At 38.0% G+C, this 23,259-nt stretch carries 26 protein-coding genes and 1 other RNA gene; 15 read left to right on the forward strand and 12 right to left on the reverse strand.

The window, feature by feature from the left end; translation table 11 throughout:
• Nucleotides 1-5 precede the first annotated feature (5 nt).
• Genes AC1M84_RS05770 through lpxA form a run of 4 tightly spaced genes read left to right on the forward strand, consistent with a single transcriptional unit; the run spans nt 6 to nt 2,837 of the window.
• Nucleotides 6-494 (forward strand): OmpH/Skp family outer membrane protein, encoded by a 489-nt coding sequence (locus AC1M84_RS05770; RefSeq protein WP_481594604.1) that lies wholly within the window; start codon nt 6-8, stop codon nt 492-494.
• A gap of 3 nt (nt 495-497) precedes the next feature.
• Nucleotides 498-1,568 (forward strand): UDP-3-O-(3-hydroxymyristoyl)glucosamine N-acyltransferase, encoded by a 1,071-nt coding sequence (lpxD, locus tag AC1M84_RS05775; RefSeq protein ID WP_092766345.1) that lies wholly within the window; start codon nt 498-500, stop codon nt 1,566-1,568.
• Between the two features lies 1 nt (nt 1,569).
• Nucleotides 1,570-2,052, forward strand: coding sequence for a 3-hydroxyacyl-ACP dehydratase FabZ (fabZ, locus tag AC1M84_RS05780; protein WP_035263658.1), 483 nt, complete (start codon nt 1,570-1,572; stop codon nt 2,050-2,052).
• Nucleotides 2,049-2,837, forward strand: a complete 789-nt coding sequence (lpxA, locus tag AC1M84_RS05785) for an acyl-ACP--UDP-N-acetylglucosamine O-acyltransferase (RefSeq protein ID WP_035263657.1) — start codon at nt 2,049-2,051, stop codon at nt 2,835-2,837. The genes fabZ and lpxA overlap by 4 nt, the downstream gene beginning before the upstream one ends.
• Nucleotides 2,838-2,885: 48 nt before the next feature.
• Here lpxA and AC1M84_RS05790 read toward each other — a convergent pair whose 3' ends face one another.
• Entirely contained in the window at nt 2,886-3,713 is an 828-nt protein-coding gene (locus AC1M84_RS05790) for a YbgF trimerization domain-containing protein (RefSeq protein WP_481594605.1), read from the reverse strand.
• A gap of 285 nt (nt 3,714-3,998) precedes the next feature.
• Here AC1M84_RS05790 and ffs point away from each other — a divergent pair.
• Nucleotides 3,999-4,095: signal recognition particle sRNA small type (gene ffs / locus AC1M84_RS05795), an RNA gene on the forward strand.
• A 27-nt stretch (nt 4,096-4,122) separates the two neighbouring features.
• Here the strand turns inward: ffs and AC1M84_RS05800 are convergent.
• The 4 genes from AC1M84_RS05800 to AC1M84_RS05815 all read right to left on the reverse strand — a co-directional run bounded on the left by AC1M84_RS05800 (nt 4,123) and on the right by AC1M84_RS05815 (nt 7,122).
• Nucleotides 4,123-4,749 (reverse strand): regulatory protein RecX, encoded by a 627-nt coding sequence (locus AC1M84_RS05800; RefSeq protein ID WP_481594606.1) that lies wholly within the window; start codon nt 4,747-4,749, stop codon nt 4,123-4,125.
• Nucleotides 4,750-4,816: 67 nt separating this feature from the next.
• A complete protein-coding gene (gene recA / locus AC1M84_RS05805) occupies nt 4,817-5,860 on the reverse strand; it encodes a recombinase RecA (protein ID WP_035263652.1) in 1,044 nt (347 codons plus the stop codon).
• A gap of 145 nt (nt 5,861-6,005) precedes the next feature.
• Nucleotides 6,006-6,446 carry an RNA-binding S4 domain-containing protein gene (locus tag AC1M84_RS05810; RefSeq protein WP_481594607.1) on the reverse strand — a complete coding sequence of 147 codons (441 nt, stop codon included), beginning with the start codon at nt 6,444-6,446 and terminating at the stop codon, nt 6,006-6,008.
• Nucleotides 6,430-7,122, reverse strand: coding sequence for an HAD-IA family hydrolase (locus tag AC1M84_RS05815; RefSeq protein ID WP_481588189.1), 693 nt, complete (start codon nt 7,120-7,122; stop codon nt 6,430-6,432). The genes AC1M84_RS05810 and AC1M84_RS05815 overlap by 17 nt, the downstream gene beginning before the upstream one ends.
• Before the next feature lie 299 nt (nt 7,123-7,421).
• Here AC1M84_RS05815 and AC1M84_RS05820 point away from each other — a divergent pair, with 299 nt between their 5' ends.
• The 3 genes from AC1M84_RS05820 (at nt 7,422) to AC1M84_RS05830 (ending at nt 9,533) form a co-directional block, all read left to right on the forward strand.
• Nucleotides 7,422-7,559, forward strand: coding sequence for a hypothetical protein (locus tag AC1M84_RS05820; protein WP_179998085.1), 138 nt, complete (start codon nt 7,422-7,424; stop codon nt 7,557-7,559).
• Nucleotides 7,560-7,885: 326 nt separating this feature from the next.
• Nucleotides 7,886-8,734 carry a 3'(2'),5'-bisphosphate nucleotidase CysQ family protein gene (locus AC1M84_RS05825; protein WP_481594608.1) on the forward strand — a complete coding sequence of 283 codons (849 nt, stop codon included), beginning with the start codon at nt 7,886-7,888 and terminating at the stop codon, nt 8,732-8,734.
• 61 nt (nt 8,735-8,795) lie between these two features.
• Nucleotides 8,796-9,533 carry a histidine phosphatase family protein gene (locus AC1M84_RS05830; RefSeq protein ID WP_481594609.1) on the forward strand — a complete coding sequence of 246 codons (738 nt, stop codon included), beginning with the start codon at nt 8,796-8,798 and terminating at the stop codon, nt 9,531-9,533.
• 78 nt (nt 9,534-9,611) lie between these two features.
• Here the strand turns inward: AC1M84_RS05830 and rpsT are convergent, their stop codons facing one another.
• Nucleotides 9,612-9,881, reverse strand: a complete 270-nt coding sequence (gene rpsT, locus AC1M84_RS05835) for a 30S ribosomal protein S20 (protein WP_035263646.1) — start codon at nt 9,879-9,881, stop codon at nt 9,612-9,614.
• Nucleotides 9,882-10,096: 215 nt separating this feature from the next.
• On the opposite strand from rpsT, the gene AC1M84_RS05840 reads away from it, so the two are divergent.
• The 7 genes from AC1M84_RS05840 to AC1M84_RS05870 all read left to right on the forward strand — a co-directional run bounded on the left by AC1M84_RS05840 (nt 10,097) and on the right by AC1M84_RS05870 (nt 18,266).
• Complete coding sequence (locus AC1M84_RS05840; RefSeq protein ID WP_481594610.1) at nt 10,097-10,762, forward strand: Rossmann-fold NAD(P)-binding domain-containing protein; 666 nt, start codon at nt 10,097-10,099, stop codon at nt 10,760-10,762.
• A gap of 11 nt (nt 10,763-10,773) precedes the next feature.
• On the forward strand, nt 10,774-11,283 hold the full coding sequence (gene rraA / locus AC1M84_RS05845; protein WP_481594611.1) for a ribonuclease E activity regulator RraA: 510 nt from the start codon (nt 10,774-10,776) through the stop codon (nt 11,281-11,283).
• A gap of 30 nt (nt 11,284-11,313) precedes the next feature.
• Nucleotides 11,314-12,099 (forward strand): glutathione S-transferase N-terminal domain-containing protein, encoded by a 786-nt coding sequence (locus tag AC1M84_RS05850; protein ID WP_180027815.1) that lies wholly within the window; start codon nt 11,314-11,316, stop codon nt 12,097-12,099.
• Nucleotides 12,100-12,198: 99 nt separating this feature from the next.
• Entirely contained in the window at nt 12,199-12,549 is a 351-nt protein-coding gene (locus AC1M84_RS05855; protein ID WP_180027816.1) for a hypothetical protein, read from the forward strand.
• A gap of 101 nt (nt 12,550-12,650) precedes the next feature.
• Complete coding sequence (mfd, locus tag AC1M84_RS05860; protein WP_481594659.1) at nt 12,651-16,109, forward strand: transcription-repair coupling factor; 3,459 nt, start codon at nt 12,651-12,653, stop codon at nt 16,107-16,109.
• 224 nt (nt 16,110-16,333) lie between these two features.
• Nucleotides 16,334-16,771: an HIT domain-containing protein gene (locus AC1M84_RS05865; protein WP_035263634.1), complete on the forward strand. Its 438-nt coding sequence runs from the start codon at nt 16,334-16,336 to the stop codon at nt 16,769-16,771.
• Nucleotides 16,772-16,823: 52 nt separating this feature from the next.
• Complete coding sequence (locus AC1M84_RS05870; protein ID WP_481587494.1) at nt 16,824-18,266, forward strand: adenylate/guanylate cyclase domain-containing protein; 1,443 nt, start codon at nt 16,824-16,826, stop codon at nt 18,264-18,266.
• Nucleotides 18,267-18,330: 64 nt separating this feature from the next.
• Here AC1M84_RS05870 and fdx read toward each other — a convergent pair whose 3' ends face one another.
• From fdx to AC1M84_RS05900, 6 genes are all read right to left on the reverse strand, one after another.
• Complete coding sequence (gene fdx / locus AC1M84_RS05875) at nt 18,331-18,669, reverse strand: ISC system 2Fe-2S type ferredoxin (protein WP_035263630.1); 339 nt, start codon at nt 18,667-18,669, stop codon at nt 18,331-18,333.
• 16 nt (nt 18,670-18,685) lie between these two features.
• Nucleotides 18,686-20,545 (reverse strand): Fe-S protein assembly chaperone HscA, encoded by a 1,860-nt coding sequence (gene hscA, locus AC1M84_RS05880; RefSeq protein WP_481594612.1) that lies wholly within the window; start codon nt 20,543-20,545, stop codon nt 18,686-18,688.
• 37 nt (nt 20,546-20,582) lie between these two features.
• Nucleotides 20,583-21,098: a Fe-S protein assembly co-chaperone HscB gene (gene hscB / locus AC1M84_RS05885; protein ID WP_092766335.1), complete on the reverse strand. Its 516-nt coding sequence runs from the start codon at nt 21,096-21,098 to the stop codon at nt 20,583-20,585.
• A gap of 101 nt (nt 21,099-21,199) precedes the next feature.
• The gene (gene iscA, locus AC1M84_RS05890) at nt 21,200-21,520 is read right to left on the reverse strand and encodes an iron-sulfur cluster assembly protein IscA (RefSeq protein ID WP_035263624.1); all 321 of its coding nucleotides are present in this window, start codon (nt 21,518-21,520) and stop codon (nt 21,200-21,202) included.
• Between the two features lie 30 nt (nt 21,521-21,550).
• On the reverse strand, nt 21,551-21,937 hold the full coding sequence (gene iscU, locus AC1M84_RS05895; RefSeq protein ID WP_035263622.1) for a Fe-S cluster assembly scaffold IscU: 387 nt from the start codon (nt 21,935-21,937) through the stop codon (nt 21,551-21,553).
• A gap of 103 nt (nt 21,938-22,040) precedes the next feature.
• The gene (locus AC1M84_RS05900) at nt 22,041-23,258 is read right to left on the reverse strand and encodes an IscS subfamily cysteine desulfurase (RefSeq protein WP_035263620.1); all 1,218 of its coding nucleotides are present in this window, start codon (nt 23,256-23,258) and stop codon (nt 22,041-22,043) included.
• Between the last annotated feature and the right edge of the window lies 1 nt (nt 23,259).

Genomic DNA, 23,259 nt, shown 5'->3' on the forward strand with positions numbered 1-23,259 from the left:
TAATAATGAATATATTTAAAACAATGATATCAACGGCTTTACTCACATCTGTAGTTGGCTTTGCACATGCAGCAGGATATGGGGTAATCGATTTAGAAAAAGTGGTAGAAAATAGCACGTATTTAAAGCAGCAGAATACTCAGCTTGAGCAGACAATTAAACCGCAAACGGTAAAGTTGGAACAGTTAGGTAAAGAAATTGAAGCTTTGGCTAAATCAGCTCAAGCCAATCAATCTAATGCCCAGCAACTATCCTCTCAATATCAAACGAAGATGAACGAATTTCAATCTTTGCAACAGACTGTTCAATCACGTGTTCAAAGCACCATTCAAAATACAAACAAAGTTTTTGACTCAAGAATTAAACAAGTTGCTGAACAATTGCGCAAAGAAAATAATCTTGATTTAGTTTTAAATAAAAATGCTGCCTTGGCATATGACCCAAAATACGATTTAACTGCTAAAATGATTCAAAAGGTTAATGCAATCAAATAGTCAATGAAATCAAATCAATTTCGTCTCGATCACTTGGCCAAACTTGTACAAGGCCAAGTTATTGGTGATGCAGATCTGTTGCTAGAGGGTCTTGCAAGTTTAACTCAAGCGAACTCAAACCAAATTTCTTTTGTAAATTCTGATAAGTATTTAGACGAAGCGATTTCATCTCAAGCAGGTGCGTTAATTGTCACTTCTGAGATGCAGGCTCAGCTTAATCAGCATAATAATTTTATTGTCGTACAAAATCCGTATCTTGCTTTCGCGATTTTAACTCATGTGTTTGAATCTAAAACTGTGCAACGTGGTATCGAGGCCACCGCAGTAATCGATCCGAGTGCTATGATAGGAGATAATGTATACATTGGTCATTACGTTGTGGTTGGCCCACATGCAGTGATTGGTTCAAATACAGTAATTCATTCGCAAACTAAAATTGATGAGTATGTTGAAATCGGTGAGGATTGTTTCATTGATTCGCATGTCACGATTACGGGTCGATCTAAAATTGCTAAACGTGTTCGTATCCATGCGAATACCGTAATTGGCGGAGAGGGTTTTGGCTTTGCTCCTTATCAAGGTAAGTGGAACCGAATTGCTCAACTCGGGTCTGTTCAAATTGGAAATGATGTCAGAATTGGTTCTAACTGTAGTATTGATCGTGGCGCTTTGGATGACACTATACTTCATGATGGTGTGATTATTGATAATCTTGTGCAAGTCGCACACAACGTTCAAATCGGTGAAAATACTGCGATTGCTGCAAAATGCGGTATCGCGGGCAGTACTGTGATTGGCAAAAACTGTATCCTTGCAGGTGCTTGTGGTATCTCAGGACATCTAAAAATTGTAGATAATGTAACGCTTACTGGAATGTCAATGGTCACAGGTAGCATTTTAGAAGCTGGTACATATTCTTCAGGAATGGGATTGCTCGAAAATTCTCGTTGGAAACGAACAGTTGTTCGTCTAAGACAATTAGCAGATGTGCCATTGACCAAATTAGTCAAACAAATAGATGATATGCAGGCTCAGTTAGAGTCAATCGAATCAACTTTAAAATTGCGTAAATAATATGACAGAGTCTACTTTATCTTTTTCAATTCCTGAATTGCCGATGAATATTCAAACTATTCGTGAATATTTGCCGCATCGTTATCCATTTCTATTGGTAGACCGTGTTACAGAAGTGACTGAGAATGGAATTGTCGGATTTAAAAATGTCTCCATAAATGAAGAGTTTATGCAAGGTCATTTTCCAGGTTATCCAATCATGCCGGGTGTCTTAATCGTTGAGGCGATGGCACAAATTTCTGGCGTTCTTGGCTTTATCATGAACAATGAAAAACCCAAACCTGGTTCACTTTTTCTTTTTGCTGGCGCTGAAAAAGTTCGTTTTAAAAAACAAGTCGTTCCTGGTGATCAACTCGTGTTAAAATCAGAGCTTGTAATGCAGAAACGTGGTATTTACAAGTATCTTTGTAGTGCGAGCGTTGATGGTGTAATTGCAGCGACAGCTGAAATTATTATTTCTCATCAGAAATTAGAGCAAGCATGAGTAACAGTGATTTAATCCACCCTACAGCAATTATTGATCCTACGGCAACGATTGCTTCTGATGTAAAAATTGGTCCTTATTCGATTATTGGTCCTCATGTGACGATTGATAGTGGGACAGTGTTACATTCTCATGTGGTGGTTGGTGGATATACTCGCATCGGTAAATCAAACGAAATTTTCCAATTTGCCAGTGTGGGTGAGGTGTGTCAGGATCTTAAGTATGCTGGTGAAGAAACTTGGCTTGAGATTGGCGACAACAACAAAATTCGTGAGCATTGCAGTCTGCATCGCGGTACAGTGCAGGATCAAAGTATTACTAAAATTGGTAGTAATAACCTTTTAATGGTGAATACGCATATTGCGCATGACTGTGTGGTGGGTAATAACAACATTTTTGCAAACAATGTTGGTGTCGCAGGTCATGTGCATGTTGGTGACTTCGTTGTTGTCGGTGGCAACTCCGGTATTCATCAATTCTGTAAAATCGACTCATATAGCATGATTGGTGGAGCATCATTGATTTTGAAGGATGTTCCTGCTTATGTGATGGTGTCTGGTAATCCGGCGCATGCATTTGGAATGAATGTAGAAGGTATGCGTCGTAAGGGTTGGTCTAAAGATGTAATCAATGGTTTGAGAGAATCATTTAAGTTGATTTATAAAAGTGGTCTGACGACACAACAAGCCATTGAGCAGATTACTGCTGAAATTCTACCAAATGTTTCTGAAGCACAGCTCCTTATAGATTCTCTGAATGAATCTAAACGCGGTATTGTTCGTTAAGGGCTTTTGCTAACATAAAAAAAAGACATCTTATGATGTCTTTTTTATTTAACTTTTTTTGAAATATCCAGCTTCTTCTGAGTCAGGATATGTGCTTAATAATTTATTTTTGTAAATTTCAGCAGTTTGAACATTTTTATTTACATCTTTCGCGATGCTATACAGCTGATACAAAGATCGAGCTGCTTTTCCTGAATTTGGGAACTTCGAAGCGACAGTTTCATAGTGTTTTCTTGCTTCTTCATAATTGGGTGGTTCAATTGCTAAATTGAACTCAGCTAACCAAAAATAGGCATTACCTGTATACACACTATTTGGATTGTTACGTACAAAGTTTTGCATAGGTGCAATAGCTTTTTTTGCGCCACCTTGTTTGTATGCATCTAAGGCAACTGTATAAGCTGCTTTATCAAGTTCTTGTTGGTTGGTTTGATTCAAGTTCGTTGCATTTTGTGATGCTGTGGTATTTGAGTTAGTGCTAGTGTTTGGTGCAGTTGGCTCATTGGGAGCGGGTGGTGCGGCATTAGAATCTTCGGCATTGGACTTTTCAACAGGATCAATTTTTTGTTGGAGGAGTTCTAATCTTTGATCTAGATCTGTATAGCGATTTTTTAATTCGTTGGTCAGTTGATTAATTTGATGTTCTTGTTCTTCTAATTTGCCTTGAAGTGCACGAATTTGATTTTCTAAGCGTTGATTTTGTTGGATAAGTTGCCAACTGGTGTTGGTAGGAGCGGTAGCGGTGTTATTCACTGCGACTGCTGTTTGGTTCAAACTTGAATTTTGGCTTAATCCTTTTGATTCGATAGGAATATTGGCAAAAACTGATGTTGAGCTCATCAATGCTAGTGCAAGAAAAGTACGCTTATTGAGCATGTTCATTATTCCATTTGTATCCATACTCAAATTTGAACTTTGAGTATTTTCAATTCTTAATAATCAGATCATTAAAAACGTCATAGCATTTAAAATCAATATAAATTTACAATGAAACTGTATAAATGAAGAAATTTAAGTTGAAGTTATTTAGATGAAAAATATCAAGTTTGTTGTTAATAGATTAGTAAATATTCACTTGAACTTTTTTAGTGCCTTTAAAGCCCATTATGGTATTGCAAGATCGTTAAAAATCTCTATACTCTGTTCTTGCAATGGTAGCCCTGCTGGTGGCTTCGCAATTGTACTCTGAGAACCCCGCCAGGACCGGAAGGTAGCAACGGTATCAGAACTATGATGTGCCGGAGTTTTGCTAGTAGGGTTGCCACCATTATAATAATTTTATTTCTTATTCTCCATTCTCTTTTCTTTTTATAGCTTTCATAATCGCATCCATTTCAAAGCCTCTATATTGTAAAAAGCGAATTTGTTTTGCTTTTAATTTTGCGTCCTGAGCAACTTCATAGCCATATTTTTTGACCTTCAATAAGTATGCTTGTTCATACCAATCTATTTCTTCCATTTCTGGTTCAGCCAACGCTTTATCAACGTGTTTGCTTTTAAGCGCTAGCTTTATTCGATTTGGACCTTTTCCTTTACGTAATTGGCTGCGTACCGTCATTTCTGCAACGCGAGCATCACTTTGATAATTTTCTCGCGCTAGCTCATCAACTAAGCTCAAAACCTCTTCCTTATTTTGTGCATACAAAGCAAGTTTATCGATTAAGTCTTTTTTTGAGTATTCTTTGCGAGTTAAGACTGCAAATGCATACGATCTCAAACGAGTCCCTGTTAAGCCTTTATTCTGTGCTAGAACTGATGAATGAGTATCATCTAAATCACATTCATCTGGTGCTTGATCGGTTAGGTGTTGACTAGTCGAGTGTTGATCATTGATGAGATGTTGAGGTTCATCTTCATTCATTATTGATTTTAATTGCTCATAATGAATGAACTTGGGAAACTTCTCTGACATTTTAAATCCATGCACTTAAACAAAAGCGCCCAGAATTTGGGCGCTTCGATTTCAAATTTTTGAAAAATTATACTTCAAATAAATCTGCTTCTTCGTCATTTTCTTCAGTTGGGGCTGGTGTCGCTGTGGTTAACAACTGTTCACGAATCATGCGATCAAGATCTTGTGCAAGTTGAGGATTTTCCTCAAGGTGACGAATCACGTTGTTCTTACCTTGTCCAATCTTGTTGCCTTGGTATGAATACCAAGCACCAGCTTTTTGAACAAGTTCTTGTTGTACAGCGAGATCGACCAATTCAGCAAGCTGATTTGTACCTTTACCGTACATGATTTGGAATAATGCTTCACGGAAAGGAGGTGCCATTTTGTTCTTCACCACTTTAACGCGTGTTTCAGAACCAACTATTTCATCACCTTCTTTTACTTGACCAATACGGCGAATGTCTAAGCGTACAGAAGCATAGAATTTGAGCGCATTACCACCAGTAGTGGTTTCTGGACTTCCAAACATGACACCAATTTTCATACGAATTTGGTTAATGAAGATCACCATGCAGTTGGAGCGCTTTGCATTACCTGTAATTTTACGCAATGCTTGGCTCATCAAGCGCGCTTGTAGACCCATATGAGAGTCGCCCATTTCACCCTCAATTTCGGCTTTAGGGGTTAAGGCTGCTACAGAATCGACAACAATTAAGTCGATAGCGCCAGATCGGACCAGCATATCTGCAATTTCTAGTGCTTGTTCACCGTGATCAGGTTGTGACACCAATAAGTTATCGATATCTACACCAAGTTTGCGAGCATATTGAGGATCTAAAGCATGCTCAGCATCGATAAATGCACAAGTACCACCTGCTTTTTGACATTGCGCAATCGCTTGAAGTGTCATGGTGGTTTTACCTGATGATTCTGGACCATAAATTTCAATAATACGGCCTTTAGGTAAACCACCAATACCTAGTGCGATATCCAATGTAAGAGAACCTGTAGATACAGCTTCTACAGCTTGAACAGTATTGTCACCAAGGCGCATTACCGTATTTTTACCAAATTGTTTTTCAATTTGGCTTAAAGCAGCACTCAGTGCTTTGCTTTTATTATCATCCATCTCATAACCTCAAAACGATGTAAATCACTGATAACTTAAGTGGATGTCTTTAATTAAGTCTAATGTCCACGGCATTATAGTGACAGAAAAAATAGGACTGTTCTATAATTTTAAACTTCAAAACGACAATATTTGTCGCTTTAACTTATTCATCATCGTATGACCAAACTTCGTCATATTGCTGACCATTTTGTTGACGGAATCTTGTAATATCACGTCGATCTTTTTTGCTTGGACGATGATCTGGTCGTGCAAGATTATGCAATTTTCTTTGTGTAGAAAGCAACTCACGACGCGCGATACTGACTTCAGTTTCTTCATAGAGTAATTGTGCAGCAGGTGCCCCGCCTCGTACAGATGATAATGCTTTCACAATGACGGTTTTCTTTTCAAATCCCTGCTGAATCGTTAACTCCATTCCTACACGTACTTCTCTGGAAACTTTAACGCGATCATTGTTGTGATGAACTTTACCACCTTCGATTGCTGCCTTGGCAATTGAGCGGGTTTTAAAAAAGCGTGCTGCCCAAAGCCACTTATCAATTCGCATTGAATCTGTGATTTTAGTTTCATGCTGTTTTGACATTCATTTCTTTCTCATGGTTAATTTGGTCTAAATAGGGGATTAATGATCTTAGATCATTGATTGCAGGATACTGAAGTTTAGACCTTTCGCGCTCAGGTTGAGCGCTAGATGGTTGGGTAATTGTGATCAGGTGTTCGATACCAAAAGATTTAGCACCTTCGAGTACTACCGCTGTATCATCAACGAGAACGCAGTGACGAGGTTCAAATGGGTGCATTTTCTGTAATTGATCCCAAAATTCAAAACGCTCTTTAGCAAAACCGATCGTTTCGCTACTGATCATCACTTCAAAATAAGAGGTGAGGTCAACTTGATTCATTTTCAATGCCAAACCTCTTTCATCAGCATTGGTGACTAACCACATTCGGTATCCAGCTTGCTTAAGGCTTGATAATAACGCAATGCATCCCTGTCTCGGCTTGATGAATTCTTTGTGATCGTGTTGAAGCTGAAAGGTATCAACGCCGACTTTGGCTGTCCAAAAGCGCGTAGAATACCAATCGAGCGTGTGCTTATGATCTTGATAAAATTTAAATAGAATTTGATTGCTCTGTTCTAAACTGATTTGATGAGTTTTGGCATGTCGCTCAGGGAGTTTGTGATTCCAAATTAAATCGTCAAAAGCAAGATCGAGTAGGGTTCCATCCATGTCGAACATGATGATGGGTTTATTCATTCATCTTTCCTCAGGTATTGTTGCAATTTAGCACAAATAAAAAACAACAAAATGGGTGTTATTTAAATATCGATTTACACCATCATTTGATGCAAAAAAGTTGAAATCACATCAGCATTCTTAAAATTAACCTAAAGATTGGGCGTGCGTGGTGACTTATATATTTCATTCCATTCGTATTATATCGAATTGGATGTGTAAGGTCACAAATTTAGATCTTAAGAGTGAATACAAAAATAGTATAGAAGTCGCGATGAAAGCATCATATTTTTTGAAAATGGTGCATAGGAGTTTGAAGTATGACAAAACATGATAATAGTTCGAAACCACACAAAGAATCTAATGAGGATAAAGGGAGTCAGGACTCTTTTAAAAATAAAGAGCCTGTGAAAAAACCGAATGAACAGCCTGAAAGTCCAGTCAAAGAGCAAAAATAAAAAAACAAGCCTTCTTAAAGAAGGCTTATTTTTTATGGTGATATTGACTCTAAGGTGCGCTCTGATTTTTGGAACTATTGCGGGTGTTATTTAAGATGAATTGAGGATTGTTGGCAATCACGCTTCGGATTTTGTTTTAAAAGTGTTAGAGTTCTTATGATTGAAATGGGTTATGTGTTTCAAAGTGGTTATATTTTATAGGTTTGCTACTATAAATATAAATCCAAAAATGCAAATTAAATCATGCTGCATTTAAGCTGAGGTTCTTAATATGATCGTCATGCTTAGAGTGTGTAGCGCCAAAAGACAAAAAATAGGTTTTATCCATGTTTATCACAACGCATGCTCCCCAAGATCAGCAAATGTTAAATTTGGTTCCGATTTTGGCTGTTGCAAGCCAAATATTATTAGAAGAATATCAAAATTATTGTGCTGGACGTGATTTTAAAATCAACGAAAAAGATGACAATTCTCCTGTAACTCAAGCAGATTTAAAGGTAAATCAATATCTGCTCAGAGAGCTTGCAAAACTTACACCTGATATTCCGATCATTTCCGAAGAAAGTGATTATTCAGAGCGACATGAATGGCCTCAATGTTGGATGCTAGACCCTTTGGATGGTACGAAGGAGTTTATTCATGAGCGTGATGAATTTACGATTAATCTGAGTCTTATTCAGAACCATCAAACTGTATTTTCAGTCATAGTCGTGCCGACAGAGCAAGTTATGTATATGGGCTATTTGACGGATCTTCCTTATAAATATTCATTTATGAACAATATTTGGGAAAAATATTGCAAATTTAAAGCCTCACCAGTCGATGCCATCCAAATTGGACTGAGTCATAGTAGTAAAAATCTTAAGTATCAACACTATATTGATTATATTGAAAGAGAAATACCGGTTATACGTCGTGAAGCTGGAAGTGCTTACAAATTTTGTATGATGCTTGAGGGTGAGATAGATATTTACCCAAGATTTCATCCAACCTCTGAGTGGGACACTAGTGCTGGACAAGGCTTGCTAGAGAGTATAGGGGGTGGTTTATTGACCTTAGATTCTGTGCCATTTACCTATAATCAGCGTGATACTGTTTTGAATAATGGTTTTATCGCCTATCGTGATCCTGAAATGAGGCAATTGGCTTTAGATGCGTTGTCAAATGTACTTTAGGGGAGTGGAACTATAATTTCATCGTGTTATAGTCAAATTAATTTCATTTATTAGAATTATTATGTCGCTGAAGTTGCTTCCTCCAAGTATGCTCAGAGCGGTTGATTTACTGCCCGATGTTGCTGTGCCTGTTACACTATTTACTCGCCACTCAATACGTGAAATGGTGGTGGGTCAAGGACTCGCTGGATATGATTTGCAATTAACTGATCAAGGTAAGGATCTGGCGCAGGCTTGGGGGGCTTATCTTATTGAACAAACAGATCGTGTGATAGAACACTGTATTTCTAGTCCAATTCAACGTTGTATTGATACTGCTGCACTGATGATTCAAGGTGCTGATCAAATCAATCCTAAGTCAAATACCCATCATATTAAGATTGTTGAGCAGGGGCTTTTGGTCGAGCCTGGTAGCTTCGTTTTAGATATCGAGCAAGCTGCGCCATATTTTAAGCAACAAGGTGCTTTGGGCTTTATCAATAGCTTTGTAAACAATACCTTACCTGGGGTGAAGCAGCCAATTACAGGTGTGGTTGATGTTTTACATTTGCTTTATCAAACTCACCCTCAACAGAATCATGGATTAAGTTTGGCGGTTAGCCATGACACTATTCTGGCTGGTATTCTGGCTGTGATTTCAGGTAAAACACAGATTGGTCAACATGATTGGCCAGAAATGATGGAAGGTTTGTTTGTTTGGTTTGAAGGTGAAGCATTTATAGATGCAAAATTGAAATGGATATGGCGTGGTGAATCTAATGAGCTGTCTATTCGTGAATTTATAGAGCAAGAAAGATAGTAATTTTAATATTTTTTAAGCATTATTGATAAATTTAAGATATAAAAAAAGCCCTTAAAGGGCTTTTTTTAACGCAACTTAGTTAGAAGCTAAAGCTTTAACTTGTGCATTTAAACGGCTCTTATGACGAGCAGCTTTGTTCTTGTGGATGATACCTTTGTCAGCCATACGGTCGATTACAGGTACTGCAGTTTTGTAAGCTTCAGAAGCTGCTGCGTAGTCACCCGCAGCGATCGCTGCTACTGTGCGTTTAAGGTAAGTACGAACCATAGAACGTAAGCTTGCGTTGTGTTTACGTGCTTTAACGTTTTGACGAGCACGTTTTTTTGCTTGAGCAGAGTTTGCCACTCGTGCACTCCTTGAAATTGATTGGTCTGGGCGGGCTGAAATTTCAACTAAATACAAACATTAGAAGAATTTACACCAGCCCGTAAACAAGTGCCATATTGTGATTAAATGATGCGGCAAAGTCAAGTCTTGACATGCTTTGACAACATTTTTGATGCAGATAAAATGCGGTTAGCACGTTAGATTAGATAAATATTGGAAGGAATGGCGAAAAAATGATTAAAAATATTAAAAGTGCAATAGTTATAGGGGCAACTGGTTTAGTTGGTCGATCTTTGGTAAATCATTTGAATCAATTGGTAGATTGCGAAAGAATTGTCGTAGTTGTTCGTAAGCATGATGAACAATTTGAACAGTTCACCAAAGTTGATCAGTTGGTCATTGATGACTTTTTAATGTTAAATGATGAGGACGCTTCTGAATTCTCACATGCGTTTAGTTGCCTAGGAAGTACAATTAAAAAAGCAGGCTCTAAAGAAAATTTTTACAATATCGATTTTGAGATAAATGCTCATTTTGCTGATTTGCTCGTGAATACCGATACTTTTTTTGCAATTGTAAGTGCGGAAGGTGCGAATGAAAGATCTCCATTCTTCTATAATCAAGTGAAGGGAAAGTTAGAAAATTATCTAAAATCATTATCACTCTATCAATTGGCGATCATTCGACCTTCACTCTTAATTGGTGAAAGAGCTGAAACAAGGACACTCGAAGATATTTCTCAGAGTATTTTCAAGCGAGTATCGCAATTTCTGCCAAATACATTCAAATATAAGCCAGTGACAGCAGAGCAAGTCGCTAATACTATGGTCGTGAGCGCAAGAACTCAAAATGAAAAAATTAAGATTTATGATAATTTAGAGATTCAAAAACATAACTGAGGGTATAAAAAGTGACAACGCCAACATTTGTGACGTGTGATTTACTGGATGACCATCCTGATTTAGATATTCAAGTATTGTATCCATCTATTGATGGAAAATTCTTCAAAAGTTACGGCGGTGTAAAAAGCTTTGGGGGTGAAGCTGTCACTGTTAAATGTTTTGAGGATAATTCACGAGTAAAAGAGTTACTCGCTACAGATGGGCAAGGCAAAGTTTTAGTTGTAGATGGTGGTTCTTCCATACGTTGTGCATTGATGGGAGATATGATTGCTGAGTCTGCCGTTAAATATGGATGGGGTGGTGTCATTATTAATGGTTGTGTTAGAGATGTTGATGCTATTGCGAGTTTAAATCTAGGCGTGCACGCACTTGCGGCTATACCTCAAAAAAGTAATCGCAAAGGGGTGGGCGAAACCAATATCACGATTCAAATTGGAAATATCACAATCCAACCAGGTGATTATATCTATGCAGACAATAATGGAATTATTGTGTCCAAGACAAAATTAGTCGATTAATTTAAATAAAACAAAAACGAGGTAATCAGTATGGTGATTCATCAATTAAAAGTGGCTCAGGCGCTAGCTTCAGCTGTTGCAGAAGGTGGACGTGGGACTTCAGGTACACCGTTTCCTAAACAGCCAGAAAAAGCATTAAAGCTTTACGAATTTGAAGGATCACCATTCTGTCGTCGTGTAAGAGAGGTGTTGACTTTACTTAATCTTGACTACGAAGTGTATCCTTGTCCGAAAGGTGGAAGGGTCTATCGAGATCAAGTAAAAACACTTGGTGGTAAGATTCAATTTCCTTTTTTAATTGATGAAAATACTGGGGCTAAACTTTACGAGTCTCAGGATATTATTCACTATCTTTTTAAGCATTATGGTGAGACAGGTCAAACACCGAAGCAATTCTCACACTACCCCAAATTGCCTGTAGTTGCTCTAGCTGGAACACTGATTAATGGTGCTCGTGGGATTTTTATAAATAAAGCGATTAAGCAGAGACCACAACCCGAGCATTTAATTGAGCTGTGGGGGTTTGAAGCGAGTCCATACACCAGAATCGTGCGCGCTGAACTCACAGAACTTGAATTACCATTTAAGTTTCATAATGTTGCTAAAGAACGTTGGCAGGATCAAGGACCAGCGATTTTACGATTGAAGCCTGGGAAATATATTCCTTTGGCTGGCGGTAAACGCGAGCAGGTTGTAAAGGTAATGAATCGCAAGGGGAAGGATATACAAGTCCCGTATTTAGTTGATCCTAATACAGGCGTAAAATTGTTCGAATCGAAGAAGATTGTAGAATATTTAAGAAAAAATTACGGTTAATTTTAGTTTGAGTGCTTTTTGGTCATGAATATAGGTGTATTCGTGACCAAATGCTAAGATAAAACATTATTTTGAGTTTTCAGCTTTTCTTACCGAACTATGTTTAAAAAAATTTCTGATTTGTTTCAAAAAAAACCATCGGCTGAGCAAGTTTATTTACAGACCCATCAAATTCGTCATGATCCTGAATTAGGATATATTATCGATGACGTTGTTTTGAATGAACTAAATGAAAGATTGTCATATTTTTCGAACCGAAAGGTTACTCGTTTTGATGATTTGGAAAATTTATTTTATCGGGGAATGTTGATCAAAGAGAAAATAGATCTCGAGTTGAATACAGGTCGTTTTACTACGAGATTAGGTAATAATCAACAGAATCTAGAACAGTTAAAAAAATTCGTGATATTGCTCAATGATTATTATCGTGAATTCAAACGTGAGCGCTAATGTTTGCGACTGAATGTTTGTGATATCTAAAAATAACTCATTCTCGATTTTGAACATGATAAAATAGTGCAATGTCCTACCAGACTTTTAAAGCGATCTTCATGTTCCAAAAAGAAATTTCTCAACTTAATCTATCACAAATAAAATCTGGCGAAAAAAGATGGTTAGGGGCGCTTAAAGGCTCTGCCATCGCTTTGCTTTTAAAAGAAATAAGTCAAAACTCTGATCGACTCTTTGTTCTGGTAGCTAGAAATAATCAACATTTAGCTCAACTTGAGAGTGAACTTGAATTTTATGGTGTGAAGCCCACCATCTTTCCAGATTGGGAGATCTTACCTTACGATCGGTTGTCTCCGCATCAAGATATTGTCTCAGAAAGATTATCAGTGCTCTCTAATATGCCAGCAAAAGGGATACTACTCATTTCAAGCACAACTTTGGCACAACGTGTTGCGCCGACGTCTTGGGTGTTAGGTGAGCATTTTGATATTAGCGTTGGGCAAAAATTTGATTTAGAAAAGCAGAAACAACGCCTGATTCAGGCTGGTTATCATTTGGTCGATACTGTATATGATCATGGAGAATTTGCTGTTCGGGGAAGTTTAGTTGATATTTTTGCTTCAGGGCAAGATGCTCCAATTCGAATAGATTTGTTTGATGATGAAATTGATTCTTTGAAATTTTTTGATCCAGAAACTCAAAGGACCACGACGAAACTTGAACATTTTAAGGTTTTACCAGCTAAAGAGTTTCCTTTAAAAGAAGGTAGAGCTCAATTTCGAGACCGTTATGCTGAAGAGTTTCCAACGGCGAACCCGAAAAAGAATCCAATTTATCAGGATGTAATGGAGGGTATATCTTCACCCGGATTGGACTATTACTTTCCGCTGTTCTTTTCAAAAAAAGAAATGCTAGAACAAAGTAGTATTACATCATACTTACCAAATCATTCCATTGTCATTACAGATCGAAATATTGAAAGTGAATTAACTCAATTTTGGAAAGATATTTATCAGCGTTATGAAGACCGACGTCATAATGTTGATCAACCTTTATTAGCTCCAGAACAAATCTTCTTTCAACAAAATCAAATTTTTGAACAACTCAATCAGTTTCCTCGTATTATCGCATTTGACGAAGTTTTTGAACCTAAAGCGGGTGTAATTAATACCTCTGCTGAACAGCCACCTCGTTTAGCGGTAGAGCCTAAACATCAACAGCCTTTTCATGCTGTAAAATCATTTATTGATGCTGCGCAACACCCTGTCTTACTCGTCGCTGAAAGTGCGGGACGTCGTGAATCGTTAAAGGACTCCTTACGAGCGAGTATGGGTGAAATTCCTGTTGTAGAGCATTATCAGGAATTTATTAATCAACAATATTCAGTAGCAGTAACGCATGCACCACTTGAACGTGGCTTGGAGATTAAAGGACAAATATCTGTCATTTCAGAAAATCAACTCTATGAGCATCGTGTTGTACAACGCCGTAGAAAACGCCAGCATGAAGTTTCTGAAGAGTTCTTAGTTAAAAGTTTAACTGAATTAAGTATAGGTGCACCTGTAGTTCATATTGATCACGGTGTAGGTCGCTATGCGGGATTAGTGAATTTATGTATTGATGATCAAGACCACGAATTTTTGCAACTTAATTATGCTGATGATGCCAAAGTCTATGTTCCTGTCACCAATTTGCATCTGATTAGTCGATACAGTGGAGGTGATCCTGATTTAGCACCACTGCATAAACTTGGTACTGATGCTTGGAATAAAGCTAAGCGCAAAGCACTAGAGCAAATACATGATGTTGCAGCCGAACTACTTCATATTCAAGCACGACGTCATTCAAAACCAGGCATCGAATTTGAACTAGACCACACTGCTTATATGCAATTTGTCAGTGGTTTTGCTTATGAAGAAACGCTTGATCAAGCGAATGCTATCGAAGCGACTTTATACGACATGCAACAAGCTAAACCAATGGATCGTTTAGTCTGTGGTGATGTTGGATTTGGTAAGACAGAAGTGGCGATGAGAGCTGCTTTTGTTGCTGTACAAAACAATAAGCAAGTTGCTGTTTTAGTTCCAACAACTTTACTTGCACAACAGCATTATGAATCCTTCAAAGACCGATTTGCTGATTGGCCTATCCGTATTGAAGTGTTATCTCGATTTGGTTCAAATAAAACACATTTAAAAACGATCGAAGATTTGGCAGACGGTAAAGTCGATATCGTTATTGGAACACATAAAATTTTGCAGGAAAATGTCCAGTTTAAACAACTTGGATTGATGATTGTTGATGAAGAACATCGCTTTGGTGTGCGAGATAAAGAACGTATTAAAGCGATGCGTGCCGATGTAGATATGCTGACGCTAACAGCTACGCCAATCCCGCGTACGTTAAATATGGCGTTTTCAGGTATGCGTGACCTCTCAATTATTGCTACACCACCTGCACGCCGTCTTGCTGTTAAGACCTTTGTCAATGAGCAGACCGATGCCACGATGAAAGAGGCGATCTTGCGTGAACTATTACGTGGTGGTCAGGTTTATATTTTGCATAATGAAGTGGATACCATTGAACGAGCGGCTGAAAATATTCGGTTGTTAGTTCCTGAAGCTCGGGTTGCAGTTGCGCATGGTCAAATGCGTGAGCGTGAGTTAGAGCAGGTCATGCAGCAGTTTTATCATAAAGAATATAATGTATTGGTGTGTTCGACCATTATTGAAACGGGAATTGATGTACCAAATGCCAATACAATTATCATCGAGCGAGCAGACAAGCTAGGTTTGGCACAACTTCATCAACTGCGTGGTCGTGTGGGGCGCTCTCATCATCAAGCCTATGCGTATCTGATGGTTCCGTCTATTAAAGGCTTAAAAGGTGATGCTGAAAAACGACTTGATGCCATTCAGCGTGCTTCTACTTTAGGCGCTGGTTTTGTATTGGCAACAGAGGATTTAGAAATACGTGGAGCAGGCGAGCTTCTAGGTGAGCAGCAAAGTGGTTCAATGCATGCAATTGGATATAGTCTATATATGGAAATGCTTGAGAAAGCGACTAAAGCCATCCAAAATGGTAAGACTCCTAACTTTGATGCCCCTTTGTCACTCACGGCTGAAATTAGTTTACATATGCCTGCATTAATTCCAGATGAATATTTAGGTGATGTGCATCAGCGTTTATTGTTCTATAAGCGAATTAGTAACACGGATACACAAGAAAAACTCGATCATATCCGTATGGAGCTTATCGATCGTTTTGGTGTGCTACCTCAACAAGTGAAATATCTTTTTACTGTTCATCAGGTGCGTATAAAAGCAGAAAAATTAGGTATTACCAAGATTGATTTGAGTAAGCAGGGTGGCCAAATTGAATTTTCACCTGATACTCCTGTTCAAGCGATGAGTATTATCCAAATGATGCAAAAACATCCGACATTTTTTAGAATGGACGGTGGTCAACGTCTGAAAGTGATGGTTATGCTTGAGGAAAATGACAAAAGAATTCAGTTTATTAATGATCTTTTAGATGAATTGATGAGAGGGCTTAACTGATCTAAGTTGGGCTTGAATCTATACTTGTTCGTTGCTCAAAATGCACTGGCTGACAGTCAACCTTATAGGTTGATTTTTTAGCGATGCATTGCAATGAATGAGTGAGATTCAAATCAATGAAATACATATTTTTTTGTATCGAAACACATGACTAATAATACTCAGTCTAAAACTGTTGTGTTAGTATTAGCTATCCATTTAATTTTTGCGTCATTTATAAATATATGTTTAGTTTGCATCCACAACTTGCTCAAGATACTTTTTTTGTTGGCGACTTTCCACTTTCAACTTGTCGTTTAATGAATGACATGCAATTTCCATGGTTGATTTTGGTACCGCGTGTTCCAGGTGTAACTGAATTATATGAATTAAGCCAAGCAGACCAAGAACAATTTTTAAGAGAATCTAGCTGGTTATCTAGTCAATTATCTCGAGTTTTCCGTGCGGATAAAATGAACGTTGCAGCACTAGGAAATATGGTTCCTCAACTTCATTTTCATCATGTAGTTCGTTATCAGAATGATTCTGCATGGCCTAAGCCTGTTTGGGGTGCTTCACCTGCAGTTCCTTACAGTAATGATGTTTTAGCGCATATGCGTCAAACGCTCATGCTCGCGCTTCGTGGTCAAGGTGACATGCCTTTCGATTGGCGTATGGAGTAAATACGTCAATTTCAGGGAAGAATAAAAATAATGTGAATTGAGGTAATAGCAATTGCCATTTGAACGAATGCTGGATAAAGAGCCACAGCAATTTGAAGTACTCCTCAGGATGATGGGGTATGTGATGATCGCGATTCTTGTTGTGATCTATTATTTCACTTCACAAAACCAAAATTATCAGATTTTATACCCTCTATTTATTTTCTTGCTGATTCTATTAGCGCCCCGAATTTCACACAGTATCCAATATCGTTATGGTAGTAAAACCAGACGTTTTGCGTTCTTTATTATTGATGTTGTTGTTGTAGCTACCGCCTTAGCAGCAGTGCATTTAAGTTTGTTGCCTACATTTGTTTTCCTGTTTGGATTAGTGTATACCGCCGTTAATAATAAAATTTCGATGATGGTGAGTTCGATTGCAATTTTAGTTGCGATCATTGTTTTTTATATTTGTACAATTTTTATTTTTGGTTTTGAAGACTATTTCCAGCAAACTTCAATCGAATTGTCCGTAGTCTCGTGTATATGTGCGATTCTTTTTGTGAATTTTGCTAATTATTATCAGAATCGACGTGTAAAAAAATTAGATGTTCAACGTCAAACTTATTTTAAAGAAATGAATCGATATATTGAGTTATCGAATCAGTTAAGCCGCTATGCACCAATTCAATTGTGGCAATCTATCATGCGTGGTGAAACTGAAGCGAAACTTGAATATAAACGAAAAAAAATTACGATTTTTTTCTCTGACATTCAGGGATTTACTGAGCTTTCAGAGACTCTTATTCCAGATGACTTAGCTTTTGTTTTGAATGACTATCTGAGCCATATGACTGAAATTGCTAAGCAATATGGTGGAACAATTGACAAGTTTATGGGAGACGCGATTCTCATTTTTTTTGGAGATCCAGATTCGCAAGGGGTTGAACAAGATGCCAAAAATTGCATCGATATGGCGATGGCAATGCGTCAACAAATGAAATTTTTGCGTGAACGCTGGGTGAAAATGGGATACTCAGCACTGCATATACGTATGGGCATTAGTACTGGTTATTGTCACGTTGGTAACTATGGTGCAGTTCATCGAATGGCATATACCATTGTTGGGCGGGATGCGAATTTAGCTGCAAGACTTCAAAATGCTGCAGAAATTGATGAAATTTTAATCTCGGATGAGACTTATAAGTTAGTTAAAAACTATTATCTTTGTGCACCTCAGGAACCTGTAGAACTGAAAGGGATTCATGGTTCGATTAAGAGTTGGCAGGTCATGGAAAAATATAGCACCAAGCAAACCCATCAACATTGGTTTGATTATGAGTACAAAGGGTTTCAGCTGGTGCTGAATATGGAAGAAGTACAAAATTACGAATATGCTGAATTAATCGCAGTTTTAGAAAAAATGATTGAACGTATTAAACTTCAGCAGGATTTAACCAACTCTTCTGGTATTGTGAAATTAAAACTGTCCGATGAAGTAAAATATCTAAATTAGGATCTTATATCTACACAAATAAAAAGGTCACTTAAGTGACCTTTTTTTATGGTTTTACAAATGATTAATGATTTTCAGAAGCATGGTTAATCGTGTACTTCGGAATTTCAACTTCTAAATCATCATTTTCAATTTTTACTTGGCAAGAAAGACGTGAATCTGGCTCTAGACCCCAAGCACGATCGAGTAAATCTGCTTCTACATCATTCATTTCTTCAAGGCCGTCAAAACCTTTACGAACAATGACATGGCAGGTCGTACAAGCTGCAGACATATCACAAGCATGTTCAATTTTAATACCATTTTTTAGAAGGCTTTCGCAAAGATTGGCATTTTGCTCAACTTCAAACTCAGCACCTTCAGGGCAAATTTGCGCATGTGGAAGAACTTTAATACGTGGCATAAATTTTTACCTATGTTTAGTTTGAGTTTGACCAATCGTCAAGCTTAGTGCCTTTGAGAGCATGATCAATATGTTGATTCATTCGTTTTGCAGCAAATGCATCACTATGAACTTTTAACGCAGCAACAGCAGCTTCAATTGCTTCAATATCAGAAGTTTCAAGTTGTTGAGCCAAATGAGTTTGTGCAGAAATTAAATCCTGAGCTTCCTGTTCAGTCAAGAGTTTAATATCAGCTTTAAGCGCTTGAGAAAGAGCTTCAAGTTCTCGTTGAGCTTCAACTCTAGTTTCATGTAAATGACGAAGGGCTTTATCTTCTGCTGCAAATTTAAAACCATCAACCAGTAGGCGCTCCATATCAGTATCAGATAAACCATACGATGGTTTAATATCAATCTGAGCTGAGACGTTAGATGTTGTTTCACGAGCAGATACCGATAAGAGACCGTCAGCATCGACTTGATAAGTCACTTCAATGCGTGCTTGACCAGCAGTCATCGGTGGAATGCCGCGTAAAACAAAACGTCCGAGACTACGGCAATGTTCTACTAAATCGCGCTCACCTTGGACAACATGGATTAACATCGCAGTTTGACCATCTTGATACGTGGTGAACTCTTGACGACGAGCGACAGGAATTGCAGTATTACGTGAAATTAATCGCTCTACTAATCCCCCCATGGTTTCAATACCAAGTGATAATGGTGTTACATCAAGTAGCAAAGAACCATCGGTGCTATTACCAATTAATTGGTTGGCAGTAATTGCAGCACCAATTGCAACGACTTCATCTGGATTAATGGTACACAGGGGTTCTTGACTAAATACTTCTGCTACAGCTTTTTGTACCGCATAAGAGCGAGTAGAGCCACCAACTAAAACGACATTTTTAATATCGTCTAATTCCAATTTAGCATCACGTAATACTCGTTTGCACACTGAAATCGTTTTATCTAGAGCAACTTTAATGATGCTTTCAAACATTGCACGATCCAATGTTAATTCGTTTTCTAAAAGCTGAAGATTAACTTGATCTTGGTCCGATAAAGCTTCTTTCGCTTTACGTGCTGCAACAAGGAAGTGTGCATACTCGTTATCATCTAAGGTCTCGATATTGAGCGATTTTTTAGCCCACTTGACGATAAGACGATCTAAATCATCACCTCCAAGTGCAGTGTGTCCACCTGTAGCGAGTACCTCAAATACACCCTGTGAGAAACGTAGGATGGATACGTCGAAAGTACCACCACCTAAGTCATAAATCACATAGTTTTGATCTGTACTTAAATTTGTTGCTTGATCTAAACCATACGCTACAGCTGCTGCTGTAGGTTCGTTTAATAATCTCAGTACGTTTAAACCAGCGAGCTGTGCAGCGTCTCGTGTTGCTTGGCGTTGTGCCTCATCAAAATAGGCAGGTACTGTAATGACAGCACCATTTATGGGATTCTTTAAACCTGCTTCAGCGCGATCTTTTAGGTTTTTTAGAATTTCAGCAGAAATTTCGACAGGTGTTTTACGACCTTGCGCTGTTTCAAAAGCAGGCATCTGATTGTCTTCACCCACCAATTGATATGGGTGTTGAAATTTAATATCAGCTTTTGAGCGTCCCATAAAACGTTTTACAGAAACAATAGTATTCTGTGGGTCACGAGTTATAAACGGTTTTGCGTCATTGCCGAGCACAGTAGAGTTTTCAGCATAATGTACGATAGAAGGAAGTAACACTTGACCTTGTTCATCATTTAGAACTTTAGGTTTGCCAGAAAGCACAGTTGCTACAAGAGAGTGGGTCGTACCTAAATCAATACCAATAGCAATGCGATGTTCATGTGGCGCACTTGATTGTCCAGGTTCAGCAATTTGCAAGAGTGCCATGTGTTAAATCCCTTGAAAATAAAACAAAAAAATAAAATTAGAATTCGTCATCTAAGTCAAAATCTTCATCATCGAGAATACGATCTTCAGCTTGATGTATATCATTCATCACTTTTTGGAAGAAACGTAATTTTCGAACAGTATCGCGAGACTCAGCCCAATCTTCAGCTTCATAGTCTATTTTGAATTCGCGAACTAAACCATCAATCCATTGTTGCACTTCAGTTTTTAAAGATGAAAGTTGTTCAGAACTTTGAGCTTCATCTAACTGTTCACGAATTTCTAATGCAGATTGTAAAAATTCGAAATCATTGATGGATTGATCTAAATGATAGTCTTGTTTTTTGAGTGTAAGTAAATATCCAGCACGGCTGTCAACTTGAGATAAAACTTTATAAGCTTGATTGATTTCGCTAGATTTGATCAAGGCTTGGTCTTTATTTTCAGCTTTATCTGGATGATATTGTTGCTGCAATTTTAGAAAGTTAGCTTTCAAAGTTGCTAAATCAATATCGAGTGCTACAGGGAGATTAAACAACTCAAAATGATTCATGGATTTGGAATTCCAAAATAGTGAGAAATAAAAATGGGCGCTGAATAGAATTAAAACAGTGCAGGGCACTGTTTTAATCAGGTAAAAAGAGAATGATTATTTTAAACAGTGAAAGATTCACCACAACCACATTCACCTTTTTTGTTTGGGTTGTTGAATTCAAAACCTTCGTTTAGACCATTTTTAACATAGTCCATTTCCATACCTTCTAGATAAACAAGGCTCTTCGGATCAACGAAAACTTTAACCCCAAACTGTTCAAAGACTTGATCATGTTCATCAACTTCATCAACGAATTCGAGAACATAAGCCAATCCAGAACAACCTGAAGTTTTCACACCAACGCGAATACCTTCACCCTTACCGCGATTCAATAAATAATTGCTGATATGAGTTGCAGCATTTTCAGTTAAATTGATCATGAAAACTCCATTCAATCATCAAGCGCTAAATTAAGCTTTCGCTTTTTTGCTACGGTAGTCTTCTACTGCAGCTTTAATTGCATCTTCTGCAAGTACAGAGCAGTGTACTTTTACAGGAGGAAGCGCAAGTTCATTTGCAATATCAATATTCTTGATTTGCTGTGCTTGGTCTAAAGTTTTACCTTTTAGCCATTCAGTTACAAGTGAACTTGAAGCAATTGCAGAACCACATCCGTAAGTTTTGAAGCGAGCTTCTTCAATTACACCATTCTCATCCACTTGGATTTGAAGACGCATAACGTCACCACAAGCTGGTGCACCGACCATACCTGTACCTACGTTTTCTGCGTTTTTATCTAAAACACCAACATTACGAGGATTTTCGTAATGATCAATCACTTTTTCGCTATAAGCCATGATGCGTCTCCAAACCTCAGGGTCGGCTGATAATATTTAATATGGGTGCATCTTATTAAATTTCAATATTTAAGCTTAATAAGATGCATGTGTTTGGTTTAAATTAGTGTTCTGTCCATTCAACTTTCGACAGATCAATCCCTTCTTTGTACATATCCCAAAGTGGAGAAAGGTCACGTAATTTTTCTACAGCAGCTTTAGTTACTTCTAGCACATGATCAATATCTTCTTCAGTCGTATATTTACCAAAACTGAAGCGAATTGAACTGTGTGCTAACTCATCAGATAAGCCTAATGCACGAAGAACATAAGAAGGTTCTAATGTTGCAGAAGTACAAGCTGAACCAGATGAAACAGCAGCGTCTTTAAGTGACATCATTAAAGATTCACCCTCAACGAAGTTAAAACTTACGTTTAAGTAGTTTGCTACGTTTTGAGTCGGATGACCATTTAAGAAAACTTGTTCAAGATCTTGTAGACCATTCCAAAGTTTGTCACGTAGAGTGCGTAAGCGAGTTTGTTCAGCAACTAGGTTTTTACCTGCAAGTTCAAATGCTTCACCCATACCAACGATTTGGTGAGTTGCAAGCGTACCAGAACGCATACCGCGCTCATGACCACCACCATGCATTTGAGCTTTAAGACGCACACGTGGACTACGACGTACGTAAAGTGCACCGATACCTTTAGGGCCATAAATTTTGTGAGCAGAGAAACTCATTAAATCAATTTTCATGGTTGATAAATCGATTTCAACTTTACCAGCAGCTTGGGCGGCATCTACGTGGAAATATGTCTTATTCGCACGAGTTAATTCACCAATAGCGGCAACATCAGTCACAGTACCAATTTCATTATTGACCATCATTAATGAAACAAGAATTGTATCAGGACGTAAAGCAGCTTGAACCATTTCAGGAGTAATTAGACCTGTTTGAGCTTCTGGTTCAAGATAGGTAATTTCAAAGCCTTCTTGTTCTAATTCACGGCAAGTATCTAAAATTGCTTTATGTTCAATTTTACTCGTAATAATGTGTTTGCCTTTTGAAGCGTAGAACTGTGCAACACCTTTTAGTGCAAGGTTGTCAGATTCTGTAGCGCCAGATGTCCAAACGATTTCGCGTGGATCTGCTTTTACAAGATTTGCAACTTGCTCACGAGCGTATTCAACTTTTTCTTCAGCTTGCCAACCATATGCGTGCGAACGTGATGCAGGGTTACCAAAAGTCCCATCGAATGTAAGGCATTCCATCATGCGCTCAGCAACTTGTGGGTCGACTGGAGTCGTTGCAGCATAATCAAGATAAATTGGACGTTTCATG

It is taken from the genome of Acinetobacter sp. 24-47-66 (assembly GCF_056779755.1).